General features: G+C 35.9%; 16 protein-coding genes. 6 read left to right on the top strand and 10 right to left on the bottom strand.

The features are described from left to right. Position 1: 1 nt before the first annotated feature. Genes Q0940_RS00430 through Q0940_RS00440 form a run of 3 tightly spaced genes read right to left on the bottom strand, consistent with a single transcriptional unit; the run spans position 2 to position 2,051 of the window. Positions 2-391 carry a DUF423 domain-containing protein gene (locus Q0940_RS00430; protein WP_299262622.1) on the bottom strand — a complete coding sequence of 130 codons (390 nt, stop codon included), beginning with the start codon at positions 389-391 and terminating at the stop codon, positions 2-4. Positions 392-406: 15 nt separating this feature from the next. Continuing rightward, on the bottom strand, positions 407-1,159 hold the full coding sequence (locus tag Q0940_RS00435) for an alpha/beta family hydrolase (RefSeq protein WP_299262625.1): 753 nt from the start codon (positions 1,157-1,159) through the stop codon (positions 407-409). After that, on the bottom strand, positions 1,152-2,051 hold the full coding sequence (locus Q0940_RS00440; protein WP_299262628.1) for a transcriptional regulator GcvA: 900 nt from the start codon (positions 2,049-2,051) through the stop codon (positions 1,152-1,154). The genes Q0940_RS00435 and Q0940_RS00440 overlap by 8 nt, the downstream gene beginning before the upstream one ends. Positions 2,052-2,280: 229 nt before the next feature. On the opposite strand from Q0940_RS00440, the gene cysK reads away from it, so the two are divergent. Beyond that, positions 2,281-3,249 (top strand): cysteine synthase A, encoded by a 969-nt coding sequence (gene cysK, locus Q0940_RS00445; RefSeq protein WP_299262630.1) that lies wholly within the window; start codon positions 2,281-2,283, stop codon positions 3,247-3,249. A gap of 187 nt (positions 3,250-3,436) precedes the next feature. Then, entirely contained in the window at positions 3,437-3,907 is a 471-nt protein-coding gene (locus Q0940_RS00450) for a hypothetical protein (protein ID WP_299262632.1), read from the top strand. A gap of 113 nt (positions 3,908-4,020) precedes the next feature. Here the strand turns inward: Q0940_RS00450 and ggt are convergent, their stop codons facing one another. Further along, entirely contained in the window at positions 4,021-5,757 is a 1,737-nt protein-coding gene (gene ggt, locus Q0940_RS00455) for a gamma-glutamyltransferase (protein ID WP_299262634.1), read from the bottom strand. Between the two features lie 94 nt (positions 5,758-5,851). On the opposite strand from ggt, the gene rrtA reads away from it, so the two are divergent. Next, positions 5,852-6,442, top strand: a complete 591-nt coding sequence (rrtA, locus tag Q0940_RS00460; RefSeq protein ID WP_299262637.1) for a rhombosortase — start codon at positions 5,852-5,854, stop codon at positions 6,440-6,442. Positions 6,443-6,559: 117 nt separating this feature from the next. Here the strand turns inward: rrtA and Q0940_RS00465 are convergent, their stop codons facing one another. Further along, entirely contained in the window at positions 6,560-9,157 is a 2,598-nt protein-coding gene (locus tag Q0940_RS00465) for a prolyl oligopeptidase family serine peptidase (RefSeq protein WP_299262640.1), read from the bottom strand. Between the two features lie 398 nt (positions 9,158-9,555). On the opposite strand from Q0940_RS00465, the gene rimO reads away from it, so the two are divergent. Then, positions 9,556-10,983, top strand: a complete 1,428-nt coding sequence (rimO, locus tag Q0940_RS00470; RefSeq protein ID WP_299262643.1) for a 30S ribosomal protein S12 methylthiotransferase RimO — start codon at positions 9,556-9,558, stop codon at positions 10,981-10,983. Positions 10,984-11,096: 113 nt separating this feature from the next. Beyond that, positions 11,097-11,537 (top strand): ferric iron uptake transcriptional regulator, encoded by a 441-nt coding sequence (gene fur / locus Q0940_RS00475; protein ID WP_299262646.1) that lies wholly within the window; start codon positions 11,097-11,099, stop codon positions 11,535-11,537. Between the two features lie 206 nt (positions 11,538-11,743). On the opposite strand, the gene Q0940_RS00480 is transcribed toward fur, so the two are convergent. Continuing rightward, positions 11,744-14,755 carry a hypothetical protein gene (locus Q0940_RS00480; protein WP_299262649.1) on the bottom strand — a complete coding sequence of 1,004 codons (3,012 nt, stop codon included), beginning with the start codon at positions 14,753-14,755 and terminating at the stop codon, positions 11,744-11,746. 409 nt (positions 14,756-15,164) lie between these two features. Beyond that, a complete protein-coding gene (locus Q0940_RS00485; RefSeq protein WP_299262651.1) occupies positions 15,165-15,797 on the bottom strand; it encodes an MBL fold metallo-hydrolase in 633 nt (210 codons plus the stop codon). Positions 15,798-16,168: 371 nt separating this feature from the next. Here Q0940_RS00485 and Q0940_RS00490 point away from each other — a divergent pair, with 371 nt between their 5' ends. Continuing rightward, positions 16,169-17,008, top strand: a complete 840-nt coding sequence (locus tag Q0940_RS00490; protein ID WP_299262654.1) for a MaoC/PaaZ C-terminal domain-containing protein — start codon at positions 16,169-16,171, stop codon at positions 17,006-17,008. A gap of 35 nt (positions 17,009-17,043) precedes the next feature. Here the strand turns inward: Q0940_RS00490 and rplT are convergent, their stop codons facing one another. From rplT to infC, 3 genes are all read right to left on the bottom strand, one after another. Further along, positions 17,044-17,403 carry a 50S ribosomal protein L20 gene (gene rplT / locus Q0940_RS00495; protein WP_105052725.1) on the bottom strand — a complete coding sequence of 120 codons (360 nt, stop codon included), beginning with the start codon at positions 17,401-17,403 and terminating at the stop codon, positions 17,044-17,046. Positions 17,404-17,419: 16 nt separating this feature from the next. Continuing rightward, positions 17,420-17,617, bottom strand: coding sequence for a 50S ribosomal protein L35 (gene rpmI / locus Q0940_RS00500; protein WP_105052724.1), 198 nt, complete (start codon positions 17,615-17,617; stop codon positions 17,420-17,422). 115 nt (positions 17,618-17,732) lie between these two features. After that, positions 17,733-18,293 (bottom strand): translation initiation factor IF-3, encoded by a 561-nt coding sequence (gene infC, locus Q0940_RS00505; RefSeq protein ID WP_299262665.1) that lies wholly within the window; start codon positions 18,291-18,293, stop codon positions 17,733-17,735. Between the last annotated feature and the right edge of the window lie 44 nt (positions 18,294-18,337).

Consider the following 18,337-nt stretch of genomic DNA (forward strand, 5'->3'; position numbering starts at 1 on the left):
GTTAATCGTTTTTTATGATATTTATAACCAAATACAACCAACCAATTAATAAACACACGCCACCTATTGGCGTAAGCATGCCTAATTTTGTTATTCCAGTTACCGCTAATAGATAAAGCGAACCTGAGAATAATATAACGCCCGAAGAAAACCATATTTGACTGCGCATTAATAAATGAGATGGTTTTAAATAGCTTAACTGTAATATCACTAAGGTATGTACAAACTGGTAAAACACGGCTGTTTGCCAAATATCTAATGAATAGCTTGATAGTGAATTTTTTAAACTATGAGCAGCAAATGCTCCTAATACAACCGTGACAAAACCACTGGCAGCGGCAAATAATTTAAATAATTTAAATAATTTAAATAATTTTGAATTTAACTTCATAATTTCAGAACTCTACTAGATTTGCTTATTAATAAAATCAAGCGTATTCATCACTGCGGTATCAATATTATCGTCCAAGCTAATGCCTGATGACTTTAATGGTTTAAAGCTATGATCTCCCGATGGTAACCACAACAAATCAACCATTTTGCTATTCAATACATTTTTATGTTCATCACTACTGAGGCTCAACAAACTACCAAAGGTATCTCGCTCCCCTTGGTTAATTAACAAGGGGACTGTTAAAACTTTAAAGTGCTGAGTTCTGTCAGTAAATTTTTCAGGTTTCCCTGGTGGCATAAATGGATAACCTAGGGCAATACAACCACGTAGTTTCGCGGTTACATCAATATTTGGTGTAAAGCTGAGCTTAGATCCTAATCCAGTTGAGGCACATATTTGTGAAGCAACACGCCCTCCCATACTTTTACCAGCAATAAACAAAGGTAAATTTGAGTCTACCGCTAAGATCTCTTGTTCAAACTGTTGTAATAATTGCTTATTAGGATTTGGCGGTCGGCGTTTACCCGTTTCATATATGCTCTGCATATACAAAAAATTAAAACTAATCACTTGTATATTTTGCTCTGCTAACTTAATACAAAACGAATCCATAAATTCATTTTGATTACCAGCCCCAGCTCCATGAGCGATAAGAACTACCGCTTTATCTTGTAAATTATTATTCTGGTAAACCGTTCTGGCCAGCCCTTGAGTTGTCTTTTGGATAACTGACTTAGGGTTTTCTATAGCGTTTTGATCAGACATCTTCTTGTTCCAATCGAACTGCATCTAATAACCAGTTTCTAAAGGCAACAATTTTAGGTGAGTCTACTTGGCCTTCTCGACAAACTAAATAGAACGCATTTTTACTAACTAAGACTTCGTTAAATGGTGTTACCAAACGCCCAGATTCAATTTCAGGCTTGGCTAATACACTGTTACCTAAAGCAACACCTTGTCCGTGAATTGCAGCCTGTAGCACCATAGAAGAATGAGAAAAAATAGGGCCTTGGTTTACATTTATATCTTTTACGCCGGCAAGTTTAATCCATTCTTTCCAGTTATTTCTGGAAGTGTCATGTAATAAAGTATGGTTTACTAAGTCGGCTGGGGAAGACAATGCCCTTTCACCACTAAGTAATAAAGGAGAACAAACTGGAGTAAGGTATTCCGTATATAATTTGTCGGTAAATACGCCCTGCCACTTACCTAAACCATAATAAATAGCGACATCAACATCGTCGGTAAGTGAATTATCATCATGATCAACGGCTTTGATTTTCACATCTATATCTGGGTGTAAGCTAGAGAATTCACTTAATCGCGGTATTAGCCACTGAATTGCAAAACTTGGAGTCAGTGCAATACTAATAGAACCTTTAGCACCACGAGTTAATAATCTCTCTGTCGCTTCATATAAATGAACAAAGATATCTTTAATATCTAAATAGTAACTTTGTCCTTCTTCCGTTAGTAACAAAGAACGATTACGGCGCATAAACAACTTCATGCTCAAATGTTCTTCTAATAACTTAATTTGATGACTAATAGCAGCTTGAGTTACAAAAAGCTCTTCAGCTGCTTTAGTGAAACTTAAGTTTCTAGCCGCAGCTTCAAAAGCTTTGAGTGAATTTAAAGGAGGTAATCGTCTCGCCATAATAGGTCACTATCGGATTATTAAATTTAATGAAACCGATTGTAACACCGTATCCTTAGATTACTAATAACAAAATATACCTACATCCTATAACTAAAAAAACAAGGTTTTACAATTTCAATATCATTAGGTTATAAACAATTTGAATATAATAGTTAAAAATGGAACTTCAGTTACGTTCACGCTTAGTATTAACTAGCAGCAATTATTAATTCCAGTGGGAAATAACATGTCAAAAATATTAGCAGATAACACATTATCAATTGGTAACTCTCCTCTTGTAAAATTAAACCGCGTTACTGGTGGTAATGTGTTTGCAAAAATTGAATCGAGAAACCCGTCATTTAGCGTAAAAGACCGAATTGGCGCAAACATGATCTGGGATGCTGAAAAATCAGGTCGTTTAACTAAAGGTAAAGAGTTAATTGAACCAACATCTGGTAATACAGGTATTGCTCTAGCATTTGTTGCGGCATCTAAAGGTTATAAATTAACACTAACTATGCCATCAAGTATGAGCTTAGAGCGTCGTCAATTGTTAAAAGCTCTTGGTGCTAACTTAGTATTAACGGAAGCTCCTAAAGGCATGGGTGGCGCTATAGCTAAAGCGCAAGAAATTGTTGCTTCTGACCCTGAAAGATATGTATTACTACAGCAATTTGAAAACCCAGCTAACCCACAAATCCATTTTGAGACTACAGGTCCTGAAATTTGGGAAGCGACGGACGGTAACATCGACGTATTTATTGCTGGTGTTGGTACTGGTGGCACAATCACTGGTGTTAGTCGTTACATCAAACAAGAGAAAGGTAAAAACATTGAGTCAATCGCTGTTGAGCCTACTGACTCTCCAGTTATTAGCCAAAAATTAAAAGGCGAAGATTTAACACCAGGTCCTCATAAAATACAGGGGATTGGTGCAGGCTTTATTCCTGGGAACTTAGACTTAAGTGTTGTTGACCGTGCAGAGTTAGTTTCAAATGAAGAAGCGATTGCAATGTCACATCGTTTAATGAAAGAAGAAGGCATCCTAGCGGGTATCTCTTCTGGTGCGGCTGTTGTTGTTGCTAAACGCTTAGCAGAAACTCCTGAGTATGCAGATAAGAACATTGTTGTTATCTTACCAAGTTCAGCTGAAAGATATCTATCTAGTGCTTTATTTGCTGGTGTGTTCACTGACGAAGAAAACGTACAGTAATTACTGTAATACTATAGATTAGTATAAAAACGCCGTTGAATATTAATTCAGCGGCGTTTTTTTATGCTTAATATCCCTAATTATTTGTGCCTAAACATAAGATTTTCAGCCTTTATTTTATTTTTATAAAATAATTCCTTATATATTACGTATTTTTAGTTACAATTAAGTCAACTTGGATAATAAAATGGATAGAACAGTGAAGTTCTTTAAATTAGTAGTACTTATATTTTCATTTAATTTGATCACAGCCTGTGGTGGTGAATCAAATGACGACTTACCTGCATTTGCAAATCCAGATGCGCCAGAATATCGAGCCTTATACTTTTTTGGTGCGATTTATAATGAAAGGGACATAGTTAAAGCTCAGGAACATACTACGGAAAAATTATCTCGTATAATTAACTCTTATGGCACTGCTCGTAGCTATGCTCGCTATGTATTAAACCTGCAACTAGATCCTGGTGTTGAGTTAAAAATCGACCGATCGTTAAATCAAGTAACAACTGGAAAAATAGATGAATCATCTATAAATATTTTATTTACTGGTATGTTAAATGACAATATGGTCAATGACGTTAGAAGAGTGAACTTTCGTAAAATAAATGGTAATTGGTTAATTGATAGTATTGATGACGACCCTTACTCTAAAAGGTAATACTAATACCATTTAGTACATTTGAGCGGTTTCAATAAAAACTCAGTTCAATTTGAACTGAGTTTTTTATTGTTTGTCATAATTATCTAGTTAAATAGATGTTTTACTATTTCCTAAAGGCCTATAGAAGTACCCTCTCGTCTTGGGTCTGCAGCTCCTTGCCAACCTTTATCAGTTTTTAATACTCCATGAATGCCCGACGTCATTTGAATAAGATTTACTTGATGCCCCAGTTTTTCTAGATCCGTTTTTATTTTATCTAACGATGTATTCTTTTCTAACGACGTTGCCCCATTACGATTAGAGACTCTAGGTAAATTAACTGCCGCTTGCATATCCATACCGTAATCTAACAAACCAATGAGTGCATATCCCACATAGTTGATGATTCGGCTGCCACCAGGAGAGCCTAGAACTGCATATACTTCACCATCTTTTAATACGATAACAGGAGACATTGAGCTACGAGGACGTTTACCACCTTCAACTCGGTTAGCGACTAACTTTCCATCTTTCATCGGGTCAAGTGAGAAGTCGGTTAATTGATTATTTAATAAGAAGCCATCAACCATAACCGTTGAGCCAAAAGCCATTTCAATACTTGTAGTCATAGATAACGCATTGCCAAAGTTATCAACGATAGATAAATGGCTGGTATTAGGTTGAGCAATTGAGCTGTTAGAGGCTAACTCTTGAGTACCAATAACACCGGCTTTTGCTTTTCCTAAGTCTTTTTCTGTCGATATTAATAAACGTCTGTTTGCCAAGTATTCTTTATTTAAAAAGCCATCAACTGGAACAGAAATAAAATCGCTATCGGCCAAGTACATATTTCTATCTGAAAATGCTAATTTTGCAGCTTGAGTATAAAGGTGAACAGTTTCAGCGCTATCTATAGGATGTGATGGAAGATCAAACGGTTCTAATAATTTTAACATTTGTAATATAGTTAACCCACCAGAACTAGGTGGCCCCATACTGCATATTTCATAATCGCCGGTTGTCGCTTTATAGCCAGTACAAACCGCTGGGCGCTCTTTTGACGTGTAATTTTTAAGATCCGTTAATGATAACTTTCCCGGCGCTATCTTGGCTGTTTGTACAGCACTAACAATATTTTTTGCCGTTTCACCTTGGTAAAACTCTTCAATACCTTTAGCTGCAATACGTTTAAGAACATTAGCATAAGGTTTATTTACTAGTAACTGCCCTTCTTTAACTGGCTGACCATTTGGGAAAAAGTACTCATTTATTGTTTTTAACTTTTTCATCCCTGGGTTTGAAACCATAGCAACTAACTTTGCTAATCTAGGGCTTACTTTAAAACCGTTATCAGCCAATTTAATTGCAGGTTCAAATAATGTTTTCCATGGCAACCTCCCTTGCTCTTGATGAAGTTTCCATAGCATGTCTAACACACCTGGCGTTCCCACTGAGCGTCCACCGACAACGGCATTTATCCAACTTACCGGTTTACCATCTTCACCAAAAAACAATTCTGCTGTTGCATTGGCAGGAGCTGTTTCACGGCCATCAAAGCTTTTAACTTGTTTGGTTTTGCTGTCATACCACATTAGAAATGCACCACCACCGATACCAGATGATTGTGGCTCAACTAACGTCAATGTTAGTTGTACAGCAATAGCAGCATCAATAGCACCACCACCTTGCTTTAACATTTGAACACCAGCATTAACTGCATGTGGATTAGCAGCACTCACCATTGCCTTGTCTGAATAACTTGCTTTAGTATAATTGAGACCAGTAAAAGCTTCTGGAGTGGCTCTTGATGGTTCACTGCTGAACACTTGAGTTGCAAATAACATTAAAATAAGACTAAATACGCGCACAATAAATTGACCTCTTAGCTAATCGATTAGCAAAGATATTAACAAGATAAAAATTAAAACACAGTTAAATTTTTTCAACCATCTAAGGATAACAATGTTAGGTTTTCCAACCCAAAAACAATACCTTATCGCGCCACTTTGTTTTATAGCTCTCACTTTTTTACTAGAGTTCACTAAACCTGTGAGTATGCAATGGCTTGGCTTTAATCCAAACGATATTCTAAATGGGGAAATTTGGCGATTAGTGACAGGACAAATGTTACACACGAATTTTAATCACGTACTGTTAAATGTCAGCGGAATTGTATTAATTTGGGCATTGCATGGTGAATATTATAATACTAAGCACTATATTTTAGCCGTGACAATTTGTTTAGTTTTAGTCGGTGTAGGAATTTTATTATTTGGTGACGGTAATAATTACGCAGGACTGTCTGGTATTTTACACACACTACTTGTTTACGGCGCTATGATCGACATCAAAAAACAAAAAAAAACGGGTTGGTTATTGTTAATCGGTATTGCCGCCAAAGTTTTATACGAATTAATTGTAGGCCCTGCTCAATATACCAAAGAGCTTATTCAAGCTGATGTTGCTGTGGAAGCGCATCTAATAGGTTGTCTTGCAGGTATTTTGATGGGATTGGGTTACTTATACTTTAATAGAGCCAAATCAAATAAATAGCGGCTTCCCCCTAAATAAACATAATAAATAAAAATTGAACTAAACAATCAAAAAAGGCCTGTATTAACAGGCCTCTTCATTTTTACTAACGATTTGAATATATAGTGCCAATGCTCACTATAAATTAGTTTCAAACAGTTTATAAATACGACGATATTCATCTAACCAACTTGATGGTTGTTTAAAGCCATGGGCTTCAACTGGATAAATCGCCGTTTCAAAATCTTGCTTCTCTAATTCAATCATACGTTGTACTAATCTGACAGTATCAACAAAAAACACATTATTATCGACCATTGGAGCATTTATCAACAATGGCTTTTGTAACCCTTCTGCAAAATAAATAGGTGAGCTTTTACGATAAGCAATCATATCGTCTTCTGGTCGGTTTAATATATTAGAAGTATAACCATCGTTATAGTGAGCCCAATCAGACACTGGTCTTAATGCGGCTCCAGCTTGGAACAATTCAGGTTCATTAAACAGTGCCATAAATGTCATAAAACCACCGTACGAGCCTCCATAAGTGCCAATACGTCCTCTATCAACATTCGCGTTTTGAACTAACCAGTTAACTCCGTCTTTTAAGTCTTGAATTTCTGGCGTACCCATTTGACGATAGATCGCCGTACGCCAATCACGCCCATAACCTTTTGATGCTCGGTAGTCCATATCCATTACAACATAACCTTGCTGCGCCAACATACTATGGAACATAAATTCTCTAAAGTATCCAGACCAACCAAAGTGACTATTTTGTAAATAACCAGCACCGTGGTTAAAGATCACCGCTTTGCGTTTTTCACCCGCTTTATAATCAGCTGGATAATATACTTTTGCGTATATAGGTTGGTCAGTATAAGAAGACGCAACCTCTACAACTTCAGGTTTTGTCCAAGGCATAGCATTAAATTCTTCAGACACTGTATTAGTTAATTTTATCGCATCTTCACTGCCGTCAGCTTTAACTAGATATAACTCTTCTGGTGTTAACAAATTAGAGTGAGTAACCAATAATTGGCTTTCATCTGGACTCATTTTGAATGAGTTGTTACCTTTTAAATTAGTTATTGCAGTAGGTTTTTTAACTTTACTTCCATCACTATCTACACGATAAACTTGATAATTTCCTGGATGACTTACATTAGCTCTAAAGTAAAATGAGCTGTCATCTTTAGTTAACATTATTTCTGAAGATTCATATTTACCAGCGGTTATCTGCTTTACACTTCTAGAGTCAACTGACTTAGTGTAGATATGAGAATACCCAGTTTGTTCAGACAAAAAGTACAAAGTTTCAGAATCATGGAACCAACCAAAATCATTGAAGGTATAGTTAATCCAAGCATCGTCATGTAATTGATGTTGTGGGACAAACTTTTTATCTTTAAAATCTACTGTCGCAATCCAGCGATCTTTGTTATCCCATGCTTCTAACATAACCGCAACTTGTTCGCCTGAGTCATGCCATTGAATTGCACCTTGTGACCAACCCCAATCAACAATTAAATTAATAGTCCTTGGTTGTTTTTTACTTTTATATTTTTCGCCTTTTTCGCGATAATTTTCAATTTTTACTGACTTAAGTACGTCTTTATCAAAGTCTGGTAAAGTACTTATTGATAATTTATCAACTTGTTTGCTAGCAACATCAACCAACCAATAATTTTGTTGATTTGGCTTAGCATCAGCAACACGAGGTCTTACTTGATCAAATTGTATACGCCCATCACTGCCAATATAATTAGGCATTAAATCGCCCTTTGCTCGCCAAGGAACATCTTTCCTTGTCACAACAAATAGCCTGTCACCTTTTGGTGATAATTTTGCGTTAACTAAACGTTGTCCTTCACCAAAGTAAACTGAACTATTTATCACTCGTGGATCATTTTCTTTTATTTCTTTACTTTGATTAAAGCGTTCTAATTTTTTGTTATGTGAATTCGCTACATAATCAATTAGTTCATGCTGCTCTTGCGCTATAATATCGTCCGCAAGCTCTGGAGCTTTTGGTGCATCAGCCATTTCTAACTTAATAAGCTCTGATATTAAATTAGTGGTTAAATCTATTGCAAAAATAGTGTCACCTGACCAATAAATTAATACGTCATTATGTAAAAACTGAGGTTCTGATTCTCTTGCTGAGGTATTAGTCAATTGTATAATTTGAATGCTGTCATCTGAAACCGCATCAATAAGCTCATCTAGAATAACATCAGTAACTTCAACATCATCTGATGTTTCACTGGAAGCGGTAGCAGACATCTCAACCGAAAGAGTTTCTAAACTAGCTTCGACGGCCTCGCTTGAATTAGTTTCTGGAATAGCATCTATTAAATAAATATCATCTTCATATACATACGCAGCTTGTTTACCATCTTGGCTATAAACTAAATCTTCTAATTTTACTTGGTAAAAATCATCTAATGCCACTTCTTCTATTTTTTTAGAATCTAATTTCAGTAAAAATGTATCTTTCAATGTGCTTTTTACAGCACCTTGTTCTTTATTTTTTTCAAAGACTATGGAGTTTGACCCTGGCAGCCAGTGAGCATTTTGTGGTGAATTACTAATCCATTTAGGATCGGACATTATTTTTTCTAGAGTGATCTCTACAGTCTGTACATCCTCATTCACTTCACCTTCAACGGCTAATATTGAAAAACTGTTTAGCATTAATAATACGGAAAATAGAGTCTGTTTTTTGTAATTCATTTGGGATCACCCTTTCTTATAAGTACTGTTATTAAATCATGGTTCTTTCTGTATCATCAAGCCAGAAAAGTCCATTAACAACATTAAGCAGGTTAATAACTAAGATTATATTCAGAAATTGTCATTTCTTTATAAACAATTTATTAAACCAGATAAGCCAGAATACCTATTTTATGACATTAAAACTACATAGATACCTGTAAATAAACAATTAATTATGACGCAGCTTTACCCTAGATATATATAATCAATATTGTGCCTGTATTTATTAGACTCTGTCGAACACCCAAGTTTTTTTGATAAGGATTAAATAAAATTTAACTCAATCTACTCATACCACCTAGGTTCTGTTTACTGTACAATACGCCCAATTTTAACGCCTTATTTTTAGAGACAAAATGACAGTAAACAAATTCGACCCTGCGAAAGCAAAACAAACCACTACTTTAGAAACGCCGGTTAAGGTGATTGAACAACAGCACGAACAAGCTGCTAAAGATGGTCAGTCTTTTGAACTCGGAAGTCGTATAGGATTTATTAGTCTTGGTTGTCCTAAAAACCTAGTTGATTCTGAGCGTATTCTTACTCAATTACGAACTGAAGGTTATGAAGTTGTTAATACGTATAACGATTCAGATTTAGTGATCGTGAACACTTGTGGCTTTATCGACACTGCAGTACAAGAGTCTTTAGATACCATAGGTGAAGCACTTAAAGAAAATGGCCGCGTTATCGTAACGGGTTGTTTAGGTGTGAAAGACGATGAAATCCGTGAAATCCACCCAAATGTTTTAGCCGTTACCGGCCCTCATGCTTACGAAGAAGTATTAAATCAAGTTCATGAACATTTATCAAAGCCAGAGCATAACCCGTTTGAGCATTTAGTGCCTGATCATGGTGTTAAACTAACACCAAAACATTTTGCTTATTTAAAAATATCTGAAGGTTGTAACCACAGATGTACTTTCTGCATTATCCCGTCTATGCGTGGTGATTTAGTTTCTCGTCCAATTGGTGAAGTATTATCGGAAGCTGAACGCTTAAAAGCCGCAGGCGTAAAAGAGCTATTGGTTATATCGCAAGATACAAGTGCATACGGTGTTGATGTAAAACATAAAATGGATTTTTGGAACGGCGCGCCAGTAAAAACAGATATGAAAACCTTGTGTGAAAAACTAGGTGAAATGGGCATGTGGGTTCGTCTACATTATGTTTACCCTTATCCGTCAGTTGATAAAGTCATTCCACTTATGACAGAAGGTAAATTATTACCTTACTTAGATATACCTTTTCAGCATGCCAGTCCTAAAATACTTAAAGCGATGAAACGCCCAGGCCAAGCAGAAAAAGTACTTGAACGCATTCAAAAATGGCGCGATATTTGTCCTGAAATTGTCATTCGTTCTACCTTCATTGTTGGTTTCCCTGGTGAAACTGAAGAAGATTTCCAAATGTTATTAGATTGGTTGGAAGAAGCTCAATTAGATCGTGTTGGTTGTTTCAAGTACAGTGCCGTTAAAGGTGCTAAAGCCAATGAGATTGAAGGCCAAGTTGATGAAGACGTGAAAGAAGAGCGTTACGCTCGTTTCATGGAAAAACAACAAGCTATTAGCACCAATAAATTAAAATCACGTATTGGCACGACCATGTCTGTTTTAATTGACGAAGTAGATGAAGAAGGCGCTATTGGCCGAACATTTGCTGACGCACCTGAAATTGATGGTATGGTTTACCTAAATGGCGAAACTAGCCTTGAGGCTGGGCAATTAGTTGACGTTAACATAGATCATTCAGACGAATACGATTTATGGGCAAGCTCAATTTAACTCGATATTCGGTAGTAACTAACAATAAAAATAACCTTAATATAGTTATGGTTTAATTAATTTAGTTTATTGCCTATAATCACAATCAAATTAACAAGAAGAAAAAATTACTCATGATTGAAAACGATCTTCAACTAAAAAACGCCGGACTAAAAGTTACTTCTCCAAGACTTAAAGTGTTAGAGATACTTAAATCTATTCCTGACGAACATATCAGTGCTGAAGACCTTTATAAATTGATGTTAGAGCAGGATGCTGAAATTGGATTAGCCACTATTTATCGCGTACTTAACCAATTTGATGATGCAGGTATTGTAACTCGCCATCACTTTGAAGGTGGTAAATCTGTATTTGAATTAAGTGACAAACATCACCACGATCATTTAGTTTGCTTGAAATGCGGTAAAGTTATCGAATTTGAAGACGAAGTCATTGAACAACACCAGCTTATGGTTGCAGAGCGTTACAATGTAAAACTAACGCACCACAGCTTATATCTTTACGGTGAATGTAACGATACCAAAGCTTGTGACGAATTCAAAAATTCAAACTAATATTTTGTAAAACTGTAAGCCTCAAAAATTATAAAGAAAAATCCTATTATGAATAAATCATAATAGGATTTTTTTATGCACTTAATAATAAGGGTCCCTTAAGAGTATTTATCTTTAAGGATGTTGCTCCTTAATACAAAAATAGCCAACTATAATAGTTGACCATTTTAAATTACACTAAATCATGTGCATTTAAACACAACTTATTACTCTTGATTTTCATCTAATTTAAATACATATGAAGAACCGGTTTTTTCATTATGTTGGTATGCTCCACTAACAATGTAATCACCGTCAATTGCTACTGAACTGCCAAAATTATCAGAATCTGCACCATCATTCGCGGTTAAATTTTCTATCTGTGTAACACTATCATCTGATCCTATTTTGAAAACATAAGATGACCCTGAATCACTTCCATTGTCATCATCTCGATATGCACCAACAACGATGTAATTACCAGAGATTGCAACTGAGTATCCAAAAGAATCACTATTCCCAGCATCACTGGCCATTAACTTAGAGATTTGTGTCACGCTATCATCTCCAGCTATCTTAAAGAGGTACGATGAACCTGAACCAATTTCAGCACCATCCTCTCCATATGCTCCAACGACAATATAATCACCAGAAATAGCAACTGAATATCCAAAATAATCATATGCTGAAGCATCATTGGCTGTTATTTTTTGGAGCTCTGACACGCTATCATCTGAGCCTATTTTAAAAATATACGATGATCCTGAATAACTTCCATTGTCACTTTCGAAATCGGCTCCAACAACAATGTAATCACCAGAAATATCAACTGAGCTCCCGAAATTATCAGACGCCGCACCATCACTTGCCGTTAACTTTTGTATTTGTGAAATACTATCATCTGAGCTTATTTTAAAGACATACGATGAACCTGAGGCATTTCCATTATCATCATCTCCATCTGCTGCAACAACAATATAATCGCCAGAGATTGCTACTGCCTCACCAAAGAAATCATTACTAGTGCCATCACTTGCAGTGAGTTTGGCAATCTGTGAAATACTATCATCTGAGGCTATTTTAAAAACATACGACGAACCTGAAAAACTTCCATTGTCATCATCACCGTGTGCACCAACCACAATAAAGTTGCCATTTATGGCAACCGAACGGCCAAACAAATCATTACTAGCGCCATCACTTGCAGTGAGTTTGGCAATTTGCGAAACATTACCATCTGAGTTTATTTTAAAAACATAGGATGAACCTGAATCACTTCCATTATCATCATCTTGGTATGCACCAACAACAATGTAATCGCCAGAAACAGCCACTGAATATCCTAAGAAATCAGAATCCGCACCATCACTTACGGTAAGTTTTGCGATCTCTAACGCAGCTTTGTCGATGACCTCAACATTCGTATTATAGGTATATTCTTGTCCTGCTCCATCCACTAGACTTAAATTAAATTCATAAATATTATCGCCATTGGTATCTATAGGATTTTCATAATCCAATGAATTTATAACCATTAGTTGGTTAGAATTGAATGTAAAGTTACTAGAGTCGACTCCAGAGATAGTGGAACTAATATCTCCACTATTAATGCTTGTTAATAAAAGTTTGTAGAAGCTGGCTAAGTCAGTCCCTTCATCATAGTTAATAAGCGATGTATTATTTGTCCAATAAGGTCTATTTTTAGGCTCTACAGAGATAACAAAAGCATTCCCTGCATTATCACTTTCTTGTGCACCTAGAACAATGTAATCGCCAGAGATTGCAGAGGCATATCCAAAATAATCATCTTCTGTACCATCGCTATCTATTAGTTTTGATACTTGTGTAACATTATCTTCTGAGTCTATTTTAAAGATATACGATGAACCTGAGTTATCATCTCGACTTGCTCCAACAACAATATAATTACCAGATATTGCAACTGAAGCACCAAAATAATCAGAAGCTTCACCATCATCAGCCGTAAGCTTAGTAATCTGAGAAATACTATCATCTGAGCCTATTTTAAAGACATATGATGAACCTGAATCATCTCCATATGCCCCAACAACAATAATACTGTCTTCTATTGCTACTGATGTACCAAAATAATCATCAATGCCACCGTCATTTGCAGTCAATTTAGCAATTTGTGAAATACTATCATTTGGGGCTATTTTAAAGACATACGATGAACCTGAGTCATCGTCATTATCATCATCTCCGCTTGCTCCAACGACAATATAATTACCCGATATTGCAACTGAACCAAAGTAATCAGAAGCTTCACCATCATCAGCCGTAAGCTTTGCAAGCTGTGAAATAGTATCATCTGAGTCTATTTTAAAAACATACGATGAACCTGAATTGCTTCCATTGTCATCATCACCATAAGCTCCAACTATTATATAATGTCCAGATATTGCGACATCACTTCCAAAGTAATCATATTCTTCACTATCATTAGCTCTAAGTTTCTCAATCTGTGTGACACTATCATCTGAGCCTATTTTGAAGACATAAGATGAGCCTGACTCATCTTCGTCTTCATCAGAGCCTATTACAATGTAGTCACCATAAATTGCAACCGCACCTCCAAAACGGTCAGAACCATCAGCGTCACTAGCTGTGAGTTTTGCTATTTGTGAAATATTATCATCTGAGCCTATTTTGAAAACATACGATGAACCTGAATTAGCTCCATCATCATCATTTCTAGCTGCACCTACAACAATGTAATTACCAGATATTGCAACTGCCTCACCAAAGTAATCACCAGAAGTAGCATCACTCGCTTTGAGTTTGGCAATTTCAAGAGGACTCAAGAAATCATCAATAGTAATGATCAATTCAACGGCATTTGAGTTACCAGCAGTATTTGTTGCTATTGCTGATAAAGTATAGGAAGGATTGGTTTCATAATCTAATTCAGCATCACTTGATACTGTGATTTGTCCTGAGTTATCTACTTCGAAATTAGTATTACCAGTGCCACTTAAAGTAATAGAAGTAATTGATGAACTTCCTGCAGCACTTATTGTTATTTCTCCAACTATATCCCCAAAGCTTGCATTTTCTGCAATACTCCCAGAAAAATTAGCTAAGATGGCAACTTCACTAACTTCCTCTTCGGTCGTATCCGTTTCTTCGGTTGTATCTGTTGTAGTAGGAATGTTTGAGCCACCACCACAGCCAATTAATCCAATGCACAAGCATAGGTATATTAGTAAGTTTTTCATAGGATCCTGTATTACTATTAATTTTTAATTAATGGTAATTATGTTTGTTTTATCAGTATTAAGAACAATTTAAAGATAAGTATGGATACACCACCTTACCGTTAAGTACAGCGGTGGATCCTAACACTACCAACTGGTATAGATCAATGTGGGAGTTATTCGTTTATTTAATAAAAAGATTAAACGTATATTAATAAAATGAGTCAGATCTGAACTTAACTGGATATTTGAGGAGGATTGGGTGGATAAGGCTGTTTAGCTAAAAATTTAGGCTAAATTGAGATGTTCTAAAAAATAGATAGCCTTAATAATTTAATAGTACTAAACATGTTGAATATTGAACATGTTCATATTAAAAAATAAAAAGCAGCTAATTATCTGCTTTTTTATTGTCTGTAATAACAGATGCTTATCCACCTATATAAGGATTGGTGTTACGTTCATACCCTATGCTCGATACTTCACCATGACCTGACAAAAATTGATAATCATCTGGCAAAGTTAATAAATTGGCATGAATAGAATCAATTAGTGTTTGATGATCGCCTCTAGGGAAGTCTGTGCGTCCCATACTGCCTTTAAACAATACATCGCCAACCCATATAAACTTATACTGATGATTGATGAAGATAACATGACCTGGTGTATGTCCTGGGCAATGCTTTACTTCAAACGATAAATTACCAACCGTGACGGTATCGTCATGTTTTAACCAACGAGTTGGCACAAAGGGTTTGGCTTCGGGAAATTGAAACATACGAGATTGGTCATCTAATTTATCTATCCAAAACTGGTCTTCTTTTTCTGGACCTTCAATTGGTAAATTTAACGTATCAGCTAAATCTTTAGTACCGCCTGCATGGTCAATATGCGCATGTGTGATCAATATCTTTTCAGGCTCAACGTTTAGCTCAATTAACCTTGCTTTAATTCTGTCAACTTCCCCGCCTGGATCAACGATTGCAGCTTTATTTGTTTCTGTACATACAATTATGCTGCAATTTTGTTGGAATGCTGTGACAGGGATAACATCAATTTTCATTTATTTTTCTTCTTAGTTAATTTTTTGAGTAAACAACTGAGCGACATAAAAAACAGACAATGCAATTATACGGTTTCCATAATGAATGCCAATTGTATAACCTTCTTATATCAGTCTTTAATAATACTACTTTTGCTCTCGTTTGAGCTTTATAACAATTCAGTCTGTTTTTAACAAATAGATTAACGCTAAGTTCGGCACTTACTAACTTAATATAATTAGTATAAATAACTTAAGGGAATATAACATATGAAAATACATGGTCATTTTAGCGCCAATATGACAATTAAATGAAAATTATAGCAATCTACAATTGAATCCATCTCATTAGTTTCTTATCCTTGTCGCAGGTTAATTTATTAAGTAATGCTATGTCTATTATTCAACCATCATACTCAGTTCCAAAGCTAATTATTCGTGCGTTACGTGCAAAAAAAACTAGTTTAGAAGATTTTAAGCCCTTCTCTATTACTATAAAAAATAACTACGCCTCAGAAAAACAAGTGACGTCGTTCACCAAAATATTTGGTCAACCGGACGATATAAAAAGCTATGCTTTTTTGGCTGGTTTTAAATCGATGATACAGTGCGTAACACAAGCCCCTATTCCTTCATCCTTGTTAGGCTTAATCCATTTAAATTGTGAAATATCACAACATGTTAAACACAATTGGTTTTTACCTTACGATATCCAAGTCACAATTAAAGAGTGTAAGCCGAGCAACAAAGGACTTACTTATAAAATAGAATCTGAGTTTTATCAACAAGGTGAACTAACTATACGTAACACCAACGTGATGTTAGATAAAAAACCGGGATATAAAGCCAATCAAAGAGAGACAACTGAAAAATCTGAGCTTGCTCAATTAACTAACTGCTTTTGTAGTTACGCTATCAATTTAAAAACCTCATGGAAATATGCTTTATTATCAGGAGATTTAAACCCAATTCACTTGCACCCTTACCTGGCTAAAAAGTTAGGCTTAAAATCAGTGCTAATTCATGGGATGTTTAACGCTCATCAGTGTTTATCTAGTGTATTTAAAAAGACAAGTGAAGATTTAGGCAATGTTTATATTGAATTTAACAAACCTTGTTTTATACCACACCAAGTATTTGTTAGACAATATGGGGATTCAAATGAATATGGTGTCTTTTCTAAAGATAAAAAAGATAGATATATAAAAGTAGAAATAAAAAAGGAAGCCTAGGCTTCCTTTTTTAATAATCAAACTATGTGCTTAATTTAAGCAGCTAAAGCTTCATTAGCTTTAACAACCAAAACAGCAAATGTTGCTTGGTCGTATACAGCGATATCAGCTAAGATCTTACGATCTACTTCAATAGATGCCTTTTTCAAGCCATTCATGAATTTGCTGTAAGACAAACCGTTTTGACGAGCTGCCGCATTGATACGAGCTATCCATAATTGACGGAAAACACGTTTCTTTTGACGACGGTCACGGTAAGCATATTGACCAGCTTTTGTTACTGCTTGAAACGCTACGCGATAAACACGTGAACGTGCTCCGTAATAACCTTTAGCAGCCTTTAGTACTTTTTTGTGACTCTTGCGAGCTTGTACACCACGTTTTACTCTTGCCATAATTCAGTCTCCTCTCTTAAGCTACACGCAACATACGATCAATTAACGGTTTATCAACCTTCGATACCATTTCTTTGTTACGTAAGTGACGTTTACGCTTAGAGCTCTTTTTAGTCAAAATATGACGTAAGTGAGACTGTTTACGTTTGTAACCGCCAGAGGCAGTTTTTTTGAAGCGTTTAGCCGCTCCACTATGGGTCTTCATTTTAGGCATTGCCTGGACTCCGCATTGGTCAGTGTTAATAAAATGGTAGTAAGGCGAGTTACTTGTTCTTAAAAAGAATAGTTAGCTACTTTTAAGGCCCTAGTTACCGACATTTTAAGAGCAATTACTTGCTCTTAGTTGGCGCGAGTACCATCACCATTTGTCTTCCTTCCGCACGCGAAGGGAAAGACTCGCAATTTGATATATCATCTAAATCAGCTTTAACACGATTTAATAACTCAATACCTATGCCTTGGTGTGCCATCTCACGGCCTCGGAAGCGGATCGTAACTTTCGTTTTGTCACCACTTTCGATGAAGCGACGCAGGTTGCGTAGTTTTACCTGGTAGTCGCCTTCATCAGTCCCAGGTCGAAATTTAATTTCTTTAACCTGGATCTGTTTTTGCTTCTTCTTTTGCTCTTTTTGAGCTTTACTATTTTCGTATAGAAATTTGCCATAGTCCATCACTTTACAAACAGGTGGCTCTGCATTTGGGCTTATTTCAACCAAATCAACACCAGCTTCGGCAGCTGCCGCTAGTGCTTCTTCAATTGTTGCAATGCCTAAAGGCTCACCTTCAAGTCCAACTAATCGAACTTCAGTAAGTGTAATCTCTTCATTTAACCTGTTTTGAGCAGCCTTTTGGCCTCTCTTGTTTTGCGCTCTAATGGCAAAATCCTCCAATAATGTAATCTTAAAAGTTGAATAGCATTATTATCTAATGTTTA

The organism is uncultured Psychrosphaera sp. (genome assembly GCF_947500655.1).
Taxonomy (GTDB): domain Bacteria; phylum Pseudomonadota; class Gammaproteobacteria; order Enterobacterales; family Alteromonadaceae; genus Psychrosphaera.